Origin of the sequence: Aeromonas sp. sia0103 (assembly GCF_963895295.1) — a bacterium.
Classification (GTDB): Bacteria; Pseudomonadota; Gammaproteobacteria; order Enterobacterales; family Aeromonadaceae; genus Aeromonas; species Aeromonas encheleia.
Genome location: NZ_CAWQKG010000061.1, coordinates 176,221 through 187,883 on the forward strand (window position 1 = coordinate 176,221; position 11,663 = coordinate 187,883).

Consider the following 11,663-nt stretch of genomic DNA (forward strand, 5'->3'; position numbering starts at 1 on the left):
TATGGAAATATTGATCCTGCTCGGATTGATTTTGCTCAATGGCGTCTTCGCCATGTCGGAAATCGCCATCGTCACCGCACGCAAGGCCCGCCTCAGCAAGATGGCAAGCGAAGGCAGCCGCTCCGCCGCCATTGCGCTCAAACTGGGCGAGAATCCGACCCATTTCCTCTCTGCCGTCCAGATAGGCATCACCAGCATCGGCCTGCTCAACGGTATCTACGGTGAATCCCTGCTGGCACAACCCTTCGCACAATGGCTGCAGGAGTGGGGCCTCTCCGCCAAGAGCAGCAGCCTGCTCGCCACCGTCATCGTGGTGGTGCTGGTCACCTACCTCTCCATAGTGGTGGGGGAGCTGGTCCCCAAGCGCCTCGGCCAGCTCAATGCCGAACGCATCGCCTGCCTGGTGGCCCGCCCCATGCAGTGGCTGGCGACCCTGACCCGCCCCTTCGTCTGGTTGCTGTCGGCCTCGACCCATGCCAGCCTGCGCATCCTGCGGGTCGATCAGAACAACAGCAACAACGTCACCCAGGAGGAGATCCACGCCATGCTGGTGGAAGGCTCCGAGGCTGGCATCATCGAGGATCAGGAACACACTATGTTACGGAATGTGTTTCGTCTCGACGAGCGCAGCCTGGCCTCCCTGATGGTGCCACGCAGCGACATCCGCTATCTGGATCTCTCCTTGCCACTGGAGACCAACCTGCAGCGACTGGTGGAGTATCGCCACAGCTTCTTCCCGGTCTGTGACGGCAGCCTGTCGGATCTGGTGGGCATCCTCAACGTCAACAAGGTGCTGCACGCCTACATCAAGGGGGAGCCCATCGATCTGGCGGCCCTGACCCAGGATGGCAGCCTGCTGCCGGAGACCCTCAACGGCCTCGAGCTGCTCAATCACTTCCGCGCCCACTCCGAGCACATGGTGCTGGTGGTGGACGAGTATGGTGAGCTGCAGGGGCTGGTCACTCAGCAGGATCTGCTGGAGACCCTGGCCGGTGACTTCCAGCAGGAGGATGGTGAGGACAACTGGGCATTCCAGCGCGCCGACGGCAGCTGGCTGCTGGATGGCCTCATCCCCCTGCCGGAGCTGAAAGATTGTCTGGAGCTGGTCCGCTTGCCGGAAGAAGAAAAACATCACTATCACACCCTTGGAGGGCTTATCATGCTGCTCCTTGGTCGCCTTCCCCGGACCGGAGACCTGGTCACCCTGGAACAGTGGCAACTGGAAATTGTAGATATGGACGGCCTGCGCATCGACAAGGTGCTTGCCATGCCCTTGACCGACCAACCCAGCTAATCTGCGGAGTTTGCACGTATGGAGCAGTTTTACCACCTGGCTCACGCCTTCATTAATCAGGATCTGGCGACCCTGTCCGATCCCAAGATGGTCTTCATGGTCTATATCGTCCTGCTGACCTTCCTGGTGTTGGAGAATGGCTTCATCCCGACCGCCTTCCTGCCCGGCGACACCCTGCTGATCCTGACCGGCGTGCTCATCTATCAGGGCGTGCTGCCGCTGGCGGTCATTCCGCTGCTGATCATGGCTACCTTCGTCGGCACCTGGTGCGGCTACATGCAGGGGCGCTTTCTCGGCCATACCCAGATGTACCACAGGCTGATGTCCCACCTGGACGACAAGCACAAGGAGAAGGTGCACTACCTGCTCAACAAGTACGGCATCATCACCCTGATCACCGCCCGCTACATCGCCTTCGTGCGCACCGCCTATCCCTACATCGTCGGCGCCAACGAGATACCGCAGGGGCGCTTCCTCATCGTCAACCTGATCAGCTCCATCATGTGGATCTGCCCCCTGGTCGGGCTGGGTTACTACCTGAGCCACACCAAGCTGGCCGCACAGTATGAGTCCCAGTTCCTCAGCATCATCCTCTGCCTGCCGCTGGTGCTGCTGGTCGGCGGACTCATCGCGCTGATCTGGCGCTGGTTGAGCAAACGCAAGGCCCCCGCCTCCCGGGATTGAGGCAAAGGCTGAGACAAATCATCAGGGTCGCCAGGGGCGGCCCTTTTTTATGGAAATAATGACGAATTCCTCGCCGCCGCTCTTGTAAAGCAAGGGCAAAAATGAGTGAATCTAGCGCCTTTTTTCGCTGTGGATGGAGTCGGTTGTATGGGGTGTCGAATTCGCGCAATTGCGCTGCTGTGTGGGTTGGCTGGATTGCTCGGATTGCCTGCGGCCCTGGCGGCGCCCAACCCGGCCAATCTGAAGTTGCAATCGGGCAGTGCCCTGGTAATGGACGTCAACACAGGCAAGACGCTCTATCAGAAGAATGCCACCCGGGTGCGTCCCATCGCCTCCCTCACCAAGCTGATGACCGCCCTGGTGGTGCTGGATGCCCGTCAGAGCCTGAGCCAGACCCTGACCGTCGATCAGAACGACAGGGACAACATCAAGCACACCTATTCCCGGGTGCGTTTTGGCACCAAGGTGACCCGCCGCGATGCCCTGCACCTGGCGCTGATGTCCTCCGAGAACCGCATGGCCTCGGCCCTGGCCCGTCACTACCCGGGTGGCCGCTCGGCCTTCATCCGCGCCATGAACAACAAGGCCAAACAGCTCGGCATGCGCAAGAGCCGCTTCTATGACTCCACCGGCCTGTCGACCCGCAACGTCTCCACCGCCCAGGATCTGGCCAGGCTCATCTCGGCGGCCTATCGCCAGCCGCTGATCCGCCAGTTCACCCAGGACAGCAACATGGAGATGCGCTTCATGGCCCCGGCCTACAGCCTGATGTTCAACAACACCAACCCGCTGGTGAAGAATCCGGATTGGGACGTGCGCCTCTCCAAGACCGGTTTCACCGACGAGGCGGGCCGCTGCCTGCTGATGCGCGCCAAGCCGGACCGCCAGGAGCTCGCCATAGTGCTGCTCAACTCGGTGGGCAAGCGCACCCCGATCGGGGATGCCAACCGCATTCGCAAGTGGCTCAAGAGCTGATCGCCTCACCAGAAATAAAAAAGGATGCCTTGGCATCCTTTTTTATTTCTCGCTGACGGGCGCTGGTTCGATGACGCCAACCGGCGCGCCTGCACGCTCTGGGCGCAGCCAGGGCACTTTGCTGACTCCATACCATGACTGGGCAATGGAACGCCGTATGAAGCGATAGCGCAGGGGATAAGGCCTTGGAGCGGGACATGCCGGCACCCTGACGGAGGCGGCGCCGAGTGCGGCCGCAGCGCAGACATATCGTCATCCGGCGGCGGCCCATAAAAAAACAGCCCCGACCTAAGTCGAGGCTGTCTGTATGGTGCGCCCGGGAGGATTCGAACCTCCGACCACCTGGTTCGTAGCCAGGTACTCTATCCAGCTGAGCTACGGGCGCTCATTAACTGTTAACACTGCTTTCAAAATGGTGCGCCCGGGAGGATTCGAACCTCCGACCACCTGGTTCGTAGCCAGGTACTCTATCCAGCTGAGCTACGGGCGCTCACAAACTTTTGACACTGCTTTAAAATGGTGCGCCCGAGAGGATTCGAACCTCTGACCACCTGGTTCGTAGCCAGGTACTCTATCCAGCTGAGCTACGGGCGCTCATAAATCTTTGATTTCACTTTAAATGGTGCGCCCGGGAGGATTCGAACCTCCGACCACCTGGTTCGTAGCCAGGTACTCTATCCAGCTGAGCTACGGGCGCCCTGATTTAAAACGATAAAAAAAGCCTACTTATCAGTAAGCCTTTTCTAAAGTGTCGACTTGCTGATGGTCAACACATGACTCTTGCTTGAGTCGTAATATGGTGCGCCCGGGAGGATTCGAACCTCCGACCACCTGGTTCGTAGCCAGGTACTCTATCCAGCTGAGCTACGGGCGCAAATGGCGGAGAAGGGGGGATTCGAACCCCCGATGCGGGTATAAGCCGCATACTCCCTTAGCAGGGGAGCGCCTTCAGCCTCTCGGCCACCTCTCCGTTTGCGGGGCTGATAATACTTCACAGGGATTTTTAGTCAAACACTTTTTTGGAGAAAACAGAGCGTTCGCTCAGCATTTGGTCAAGGAGTGGAATATTCAAACAATATCGGTACTTACCCTGTAGTTCCGCCCCCTGCGGGCCCATTCTGCCGGGCCAGAAAAACAAAAGGCGACACAGCAAGTGTCGCCTTAAAAGCAGCTATCGATGCGGCTTAGAAATTCGGTTGGCCCGGGACTTTCTCGGCCTGTATCCGCATGTAGATCTCTTCGCGGTGCACGGAGACCTCTTTCGGTGCGTTCACACCGATACGAACCTGATTGCCTTTAACGCCCAGTACGGTGACAGTCACTTCGTCACCAATCATCAGGGTTTCCCCTACACGACGAGTCAAAATAAGCATTCGCTTGCTCCTGTATCCTGTTTTGTATTTATATCGATATGCGACATTATCTTACAAAGATACCGATATGGTAAATGGTTGAAACTAAATCAATCAGGGATTGTTCCCCAAGGGCTGCTCATGAGGCTCATTATCCAGCCCGAAAGCGGAGTGCAACGCGCGCACCGCCAGCTCCAGGTACTTCTCGTCAATCACTACGGATATCTTGATTTCAGAGGTGGAAATCAACTGCATGTTGATCCCCTCCTCGCCCAATACCTTAAACATGGTGCGAGCGACGCCGGGGTGATTCCACATGCCGACCCCGACGATGGAGACCTTGGCGATCTCCCCGTTGCCCTGCACGCAGGCGGCCCCCAGCTCGGTGGCGGTCTCCTCCAGCAGCGCCCGGGCCCGGCGATAGTCATCCCGATTCACCGTGAAGGTAAAATCGGCGGTGCCATCCCCCAGGGTGTTCTGCACTATCATGTCGACATCAATGTTGGCATCGCTGATCGGATTGAGGATCTGCGCCGCCACGGTGGGCCTGTCCGGCACACCCAGAATGGTCAGGCTGGCCTCGTTGCGATTGAACGCGATGCCGGATACCAGGGGTGCTTCCATCCTCTCATCTCCATATGTGATCAAGGTTCCCTCTCCGTCGACAAAACTCGACAGCACCCGCAGTGGCACGCGGTACTTGCCCGCGAACTCCACCGAACGGATCTGCAGCACCTTGGCCCCCAGGCTCGCCATCTCCAGCATCTCCTCGAAGGTGATGGTGGAAAGGCGCCTAGCCTTGGGCTCGATGCGCGGATCCGTGGTATAGACCCCATCCACATCGGTAAAGATCTGGCATTCATCGGCCTTGATGGCCGCCGCGACCGCCACCGCCGTGGTATCCGAACCGCCACGCCCCAGGGTCGTGATGGCGTTGTGCTCATCGCGGCCCTGGAAACCGGCGATCACCACCACCTTGCCCGCGCTCAGTGCAGACTGAACCTGCTCGGTATCGATGTGGCTGATCCTGGCCTTGCCATAGGCGGAATCGGTGTGGATACGCACCTGATCACCGGTCATTGAGACCGCAGCACAACCCCGTTTGTTCAACGCGATTGCCAGCAGCGCTATGGTGACCTGCTCACCGGTGGAGACCAGCACATCCATCTCGCGCCGGTTGGCATCAGGATCCAGTTGCTGGGCCATGCCCAGCAGCCGGTTGGTTTCGCCCGACATGGCGGACACCACCACCACCACGTCGTGTCCTTGGGCTCGGCTCAGCTGAACCCGCTCAGCCACCGCCTCGATCCGCTCCAGCGTGCCGACCGAGGTGCCGCCGTACTTCTGTACATAAAGTGCCACAGATCACCTCGCCCGTTTACAGGCGCTCTTCCAACCAGGAGTGAACGGATTGCAGCGCCGCCGGCACGGCTTCTGGCTGGGTTCCCCCCGCCTGGGCCATGTCGGGACGACCACCGCCCTTGCCGCCCACCTGCTGGGCCACCAGGTTGACCAGCTCGCCGGCCTTCACCTTGGCGGTCAGATCGTTGGTCACACCGGCGATCAGGTTGACCTTGTCATCGCTGCTGGTCGCCAGCAGCACGACACCGGACTTCATCCGGTTCTTCAGCTCGTCCAGCATGCCGCGCAGGGACTTGGGATCGGCCCCGTCCAGTGCGGCGATCAGCACCTTCTGACCCTTGATCTCGACCACCTGGCTCAGCAGGTCGCTGCCGGCCTGAGCGGCCAGCTTGGCCTTGAGCTGCTCCAGCTCGCGCTCCATCATCCTGGACTTGTCCAGCAACTGGCGCACCTTGCTGCCGATGGAGAACTGATCGCCCTTCACCAAAGCCGCGGCTTCTTCAAACTGCTCTGCCAGCTGGTGCATGAAATCGATGGCGCCCTTGCCGGTCACCGCCTCGATGCGGCGCACCCCGGCGGCAACACCGCTCTCGGCGATGATCTTGAAGAAGCCGATGTCACCGGTACGCTTGGCATGAGTACCGCCACACAGCTCGGTGGAGTAGTCACCCATGCGCACGACCCGCACATCGTCTTCATATTTCTCGCCAAACAGCGCCATGGCGCCGGCGGACTTGGCCGCGTCCAGATCCATCACCTGAGTGACGACATCGTGGTTAGCACGGATCTGGGCGTTGACCAGCTCCTCAACCCGGCGAATGGTCGCCATGGTCAGGCCTTCGAAGTGGGAGAAGTCGAAGCGCATGCGATCGGCCCCGACCAGCGAGCCCTTCTGGGTCACGTGATCACCCAGCGCCTGGCGCAGGGCTGCGTGCAGCAGGTGGGTGACCGAGTGGTTCAGGGCCACGGCCTGGCGGCGCTCCCCATCGACCACGGCTTCCACCACGGCCCCCTTCTCCAGGGTACCCAGCTCCAGATAGCCCTTGTGAATGATGGCCTTGCCTGCTTTCTGGGTGTCGGTCACGGCGAAGATGCCGTCATCCACCTTGAGGATCCCGCTGTCACCCACCTGCCCGCCGGATTCGGCGTAGAAGGGGGTCTCGGCCAGCACGATCACGGCTTCTTCACCGGCGATCAGGCCGCTCACTTCGATAGCATCCTTGTAGATGCCAACCACCTGAGTCGTTTGGCTCAGCTGCTTGTAACCGGTAAATGGGGTCTCGAAATCGAGTTTCAACACCTCGTTGTAGTTCACACCGAAGCTGGAGGCCTCTTTCGCACGGGCGCGCTGCTTCTCCATCTCGGCACGGAAACCTTCTTCGTCGATGCCGATCTCGCGCTCGCGCACCACGTCGGCGGTCAAGTCCGCCGGGAAGCCGTAGGTGTCATACAACTTGAACACCACCTCGCCCGGGATGACCTTGGCATCCCCCAGGTTCGCCAGCACGTCTTCCAGCAACAGCAGGCCGCGATCCAGGGTGCGGACAAACTGCTCTTCCTCGATGCGCAGCACGCGCTCGACCAGCGGCAGCTGGGCGATGAGTTCAGGGCCTACGTCCTTCATCTGCACCGCGAGTTCGGCAGCCAGCTTGTAGAAGAACACCTCGGTGGCGCCCAGCTTGCGGCCGTGACGCACGGCGCGGCGGATGATACGGCGCAGCACATAGCCACGACCCTCGTTGGAGGGCATGACACCGTCTGCCACCAGGAAGGCGCAGGAGCGGATGTGGTCGGCGATGACGCGCAGGGACTGATTGCTCAGATCTGTGGTGCCGACGATCTCGGCCGCCTTCTTGATCAGCGCCTGGAAGATGTCGATCTCGTAGTTGGAGTGGACGCCCTGCATGATGGCGGAGATGCGCTCCAGACCCATGCCGGTATCCACTGACGGACGAGGCAGCGGTTCCATGGTGCCGTCGGCCTGACGGTTGAACTGCATGAACACCACGTTCCAGATCTCGATGAAACGGTCGCCGTCCTCTTCCGGTGAGCCGGGAGGGCCACCCCAGAGGTGATCGCCGTGGTCATAGAAGATCTCGGTGCAAGGGCCGCACGGACCGGTATCGCCCATCTGCCAGAAGTTATCTGAGGCAAAGGGGGCGCCCTTGTTGTCGCCGATGCGTACGATGCGCTCGACTGGCACGCCCACTTCGTTTGCCCAGATGTTGAAGGCTTCATCATCCGTTTCATACACGGTGACCAGCAGGCGCTCTTTGGGCAGCTTGAGGGTCCCGGTCAGGAATTCCCAAGCAAAACGGATGGCGTCCTGCTTGAAATAGTCACCGAAGCTGAAGTTACCCAGCATCTCGAAGAAGGTGTGGTGACGAGCGGTATAGCCGACGTTTTCCAGGTCATTGTGCTTACCGCCGGCCCGCACGCAACGCTGGGCCGTGGTGGCCCGGTTATAGGCACGCTTGTCGGCGCCAAGGAAGGTATCCTTGAACTGGTTCATACCTGCGTTGGTGAACAGCAGGGTCGGGTCGTTATGCGGCACCAGCGAGCTGGAGGAGACAACCTGGTGCCCCTGGGAGCGGAAATACTCGAGAAACGCTGAGCGCAACTCTGACGTGGACATATACATGGGAAATCCTGCTTGATTCGAATACGGACTTTTAACCGCATTAATGTAAGTTTTCTGCGGGGTAAAGTAAAACGCGCAGGCCCGCCATGGGTGAAAAAGCACGCATCGCGGACGGACTCTCAGATTAGCAGGGGAAAGGAGCCATGAGACAGGAAGAAGAACGAGAGGCGGAAAGGTGTCGTTTGTGGCGATAGGGCCCACCAACGCCGGGCCGACTCGGCAGGCACCGCCGGGGAACTTGTTTGGAGCATCCTCCATTCGGCCAGCTAATCGCCTTGTTCCCTCTCACACCGGCCAAGGCAATGCGGTGGCCTGCATGAGCGGGGCGTTACTCGTCCCGTTCCTGCATGGCCGAGATGGCATAGCGGGCCTGATCCTGATTGAAGCCTCGCCCGAGCAGATACTTTAGCCACTTCATCCGCAACTTGAAGTCGCCCAGATCGCTCGCCCTGGCCCGGCGCTGCAGCAGCTCGGCTGCCAATTCGAACCAGTCCAGTTCAGGCTGCTCGAATGCGGTCTCTATCTGGGCATCGCTGAGCCCCTTGCGGCGCAGATCGAAGCGGATCTTGATGGGGCCCTGCCCCTTGGTGGCACCGGCCCGCACCGCCATGGCGCCATAGCGTTCGTCATCGATCCAGTGGTAGCCGCGGCAATAGACGAGCACCGCGTCTATCACCTCTGCGTTGAAACCCTGCCTGCGCAGTCGGCCGGCCAGCTCAGACTCGGCACTCTCGCGGCGAGCCAGGCTGCGCATGGCAAAGGTACGGGCCGCGGCGAACAGCTCCTCAAACGAGGGTTCGACGGGTTCGGGAATCGATTCATCAGCCATAAATGACAAGGCCGGGGGTTAGCCCGGCCTTCCTGTTATTCGAACTCTTGTTCGCTTTCGGCTTCGAGCTCGTCAGCGTCAGCCGCCACCGGCTTCTCGGCCGGCACATCACCGGAGAGCAGCAGCTCACGCAGTCTGGCTTCGACCTCGGCCGCCATCGCCTTGTTCTCGGAGAAGAGCTTCATCACGTTGGCCTTGCCCTGACCGATCTTCTCGCCGTTGTAGCTGTACCAGGCACCGGCCTTGTCGATCAGCTTGTGCTTGACGCCCAGATCCACCAGCTCGCCCTCCTTGGAGATACCGACACCGTAGAAGATCTGGAACTCGGCCTGCTTGAAGGGAGGGGCCACCTTGTTCTTGACTACCTTGACGCGGGTCTCGTTACCGACCACCTCATCACCGTCCTTGATGGCGCCGATGCGACGAATGTCGAGACGCACTGAGGCGTAGAACTTGAGCGCGTTACCACCCGTGGTGGTCTCGGGGCTGCCGAACATGACGCCAATCTTCATCCGGATCTGGTTGATGAAGATACAGAGGCAGTTCGCGTTCTTGATGTTGGCGGTCAGCTTGCGCAGCGCCTGGGACATCAGGCGGGCCTGCAGACCGACGTGGGAATCCCCCATCTCACCTTCAATTTCCGCCTTCGGCGTCAGGGCGGCCACGGAGTCGACGATGATGACGTCGACCGCGTTGGAGCGCACCAGCATGTCGCAGATCTCCAGCGCCTGTTCACCGGTATCCGGCTGGGAGATCAGCAAATCATCGACGTTGACGCCCAGCTTGGCGGCATAGATGGGATCCAGCGCGTGTTCCGCATCGATGAAGGCACAGACCTTGCCTTTCTTCTGGGCTTCCGCGATCACCTGCAGGGTCAGGGTTGTCTTACCAGATGATTCCGGACCGTAGATCTCGACGATACGACCACACGGCAGGCCGCCGATGCCCAGCGCCACGTCCAGGGAGAGGGAACCGGTGGAGATGGCTTCGATGTCCATGGTCTTGCTGTCGCCAAGACGCATGATTGAACCCTTGCCGAACTGCTTTTCAATCTGGCCCAGCGCAGCCGCCAGTGCCTTCTGTTTGTTCTGATCCATGCCAATCTCCGCTGGGAATCGTGATGAAGAAGTGAAGTCGGGCTAAGTATACTGTCTATTCATACAGTATCAAGCCCAATTTATCTGAGCAGGGCCAACAGCCCGGACAATGCCTGCCTGACCGCCTGCTGGCGAACCTGGCGCCGGTCGCCGTCGAAGCGGGCCAGCAAGGAGTGCTGACGCCCGCTCTTGTCCGCCCAGGCGAACCAGATGGTGCCAACCGGCTTGTCGTCGCTGCCGCCACCCGGCCCGGCGATGCCGCTGATGGCGACGCTGATCCCCGCGTCGGAGCGCGCCAGCGCGCCCCTGGCCATCTCCAGCACCACGGCCTCGCTGACGGCACCGTGGCGCAGCAGGTTGTCGATGCTGACCCCCAGCATCTGCTGCTTGGCCTCATTGGTGTAGGTGACGAACCCCCGATCGAACCAGCCTGAGCTGCCCGCGATGTCGGTGATGGCGGTGGCGACGCCGCCGCCGGTGCAAGACTCCGCCGTGGCGGCCAGCCAGCCCCGCGCCGTCAGCGCCTCGCCCAGCTCCCGGGATAAGCGGGCGATCTCTGTCTCAAGCCCCATCATCAATGCCCTCTTTGGCCAAACCCGGCTTCATTATGCGATCGCCCCGGACCCCGAGCAACCAACCAGCTCCCCCGTGGCGACCGGTTCAGACCAGGGACAGCAGCTGTCGCAGGCTTTATGCATAACGCCCAGCACATCAACAAGTTGTCATCGCTTAAGCTTCAGTACATGGGGGCTTCCTATAATCAGCAAGCACCGCCATGAGCGCGGTTCCAATGGAGAAAATAGATGAAGCATCAATTTAAAGTCGCCATGGCTGCCCTGGCGATCTGTTTTGCCACCAATACCATCGCCGCCGAAAGCGCCCCCGAGCTGCAGAGCGAGACCACTCTGGCACAGGAGCTGAACCTCTCCTCCGCACAAGTGGAACAGATCAAGGGTCTGCGTGAGCAGGCAGTCAAGAACATGAGCTCGGTCAAGCTCGATGCCATCGGTCAGGACGTCATCGTCAACATGATCAAGACCGGCAAGTGGGACGAGGCCGCCGCCAAGAAACAGCTGCAAACCATCAGCAGCGTGCAGGCCGAAGCCCGCTACTATCGCGCCCATTACCTGTTCGAAGTGAGCAAGGTGCTGACCGCCGAGCAGAAAACCAAGCTGCACGAGATGCTGAGTGGCGGCGAGGCCATGTACTAAGGGCTCATCCTGACGCTCTGACCACAATCCCCGCGCTGATGGCGGGGATTTTGATCCCCTTCTTTCCCGCGTATTAACAACCCCTCACAAGCACTAGCCTCCGGGTTCCCAGCTGACCACACCACTAAACTCAGCCCTCTTTACCCTCTCCCTCCCGCACGACCCAGACGCCCCAAAGACAGAGATAACTCCCCACCATCCGGCCCTGAGCATGTAGA

At 60.3% G+C, this 11,663-nt stretch carries 10 protein-coding genes and 6 tRNA genes; 4 read left to right on the top strand and 12 right to left on the bottom strand.

All coding sequences use genetic code 11. The annotated features are described in order from the left end of the window. Window position 1: 1 nt before the first annotated feature. From AACW18_RS19715 to pbpG, 3 genes are all read left to right on the top strand, one after another. Window positions 2-1,294 (top strand): hemolysin family protein, encoded by a 1,293-nt coding sequence (locus tag AACW18_RS19715; protein ID WP_042652052.1) that lies wholly within the window; start codon window positions 2-4, stop codon window positions 1,292-1,294. Window positions 1,295-1,312: 18 nt separating this feature from the next. Then, window positions 1,313-1,978 (top strand): DedA family protein, encoded by a 666-nt coding sequence (locus AACW18_RS19720; RefSeq protein WP_042652051.1) that lies wholly within the window; start codon window positions 1,313-1,315, stop codon window positions 1,976-1,978. 147 nt (window positions 1,979-2,125) lie between these two features. Continuing rightward, window positions 2,126-2,953 carry a D-alanyl-D-alanine endopeptidase gene (gene pbpG / locus AACW18_RS19725; protein WP_218389626.1) on the top strand — a complete coding sequence of 276 codons (828 nt, stop codon included), beginning with the start codon at window positions 2,126-2,128 and terminating at the stop codon, window positions 2,951-2,953. A gap of 308 nt (window positions 2,954-3,261) precedes the next feature. Here the strand turns inward: pbpG and AACW18_RS19730 are convergent. From AACW18_RS19730 to pncC, 12 genes are all read right to left on the bottom strand, one after another. Further along, window positions 3,262-3,338: transfer RNA gene (locus AACW18_RS19730), tRNA-Arg, on the bottom strand. Between the two features lie 28 nt (window positions 3,339-3,366). Then, window positions 3,367-3,443 (bottom strand) — tRNA-Arg (locus AACW18_RS19735). Between the two features lie 27 nt (window positions 3,444-3,470). Beyond that, window positions 3,471-3,547: transfer RNA gene (locus AACW18_RS19740), tRNA-Arg, on the bottom strand. A 26-nt stretch (window positions 3,548-3,573) separates the two neighbouring features. Further along, window positions 3,574-3,650, bottom strand: a tRNA-Arg gene (locus tag AACW18_RS19745). A gap of 100 nt (window positions 3,651-3,750) precedes the next feature. Further along, window positions 3,751-3,827: transfer RNA gene (locus AACW18_RS19750), tRNA-Arg, on the bottom strand. A gap of 3 nt (window positions 3,828-3,830) precedes the next feature. Next, window positions 3,831-3,923 (bottom strand) — tRNA-Ser (locus AACW18_RS19755). A gap of 214 nt (window positions 3,924-4,137) precedes the next feature. Then, window positions 4,138-4,326, bottom strand: a complete 189-nt coding sequence (gene csrA / locus AACW18_RS19760) for a carbon storage regulator CsrA (RefSeq protein ID WP_005315760.1) — start codon at window positions 4,324-4,326, stop codon at window positions 4,138-4,140. Between the two features lie 93 nt (window positions 4,327-4,419). Beyond that, window positions 4,420-5,667, bottom strand: a complete 1,248-nt coding sequence (locus AACW18_RS19765; protein WP_042652049.1) for an aspartate kinase — start codon at window positions 5,665-5,667, stop codon at window positions 4,420-4,422. A 16-nt stretch (window positions 5,668-5,683) separates the two neighbouring features. After that, complete coding sequence (alaS, locus tag AACW18_RS19770) at window positions 5,684-8,308, bottom strand: alanine--tRNA ligase (RefSeq protein ID WP_218389627.1); 2,625 nt, start codon at window positions 8,306-8,308, stop codon at window positions 5,684-5,686. A gap of 328 nt (window positions 8,309-8,636) precedes the next feature. Further along, window positions 8,637-9,137, bottom strand: coding sequence for a regulatory protein RecX (locus tag AACW18_RS19775; protein ID WP_218389628.1), 501 nt, complete (start codon window positions 9,135-9,137; stop codon window positions 8,637-8,639). Between the two features lie 35 nt (window positions 9,138-9,172). Then, window positions 9,173-10,234 carry a recombinase RecA gene (recA, locus tag AACW18_RS19780; protein WP_042652046.1) on the bottom strand — a complete coding sequence of 354 codons (1,062 nt, stop codon included), beginning with the start codon at window positions 10,232-10,234 and terminating at the stop codon, window positions 9,173-9,175. 80 nt (window positions 10,235-10,314) lie between these two features. Continuing rightward, entirely contained in the window at window positions 10,315-10,806 is a 492-nt protein-coding gene (gene pncC / locus AACW18_RS19785; protein WP_042652195.1) for a nicotinamide-nucleotide amidase, read from the bottom strand. A gap of 231 nt (window positions 10,807-11,037) precedes the next feature. Between pncC and AACW18_RS19790 the strand changes: the two genes are divergently transcribed. Then, a complete protein-coding gene (locus tag AACW18_RS19790; protein ID WP_232018896.1) occupies window positions 11,038-11,445 on the top strand; it encodes a Spy/CpxP family protein refolding chaperone in 408 nt (135 codons plus the stop codon). Window positions 11,446-11,663 lie beyond the last annotated feature (218 nt).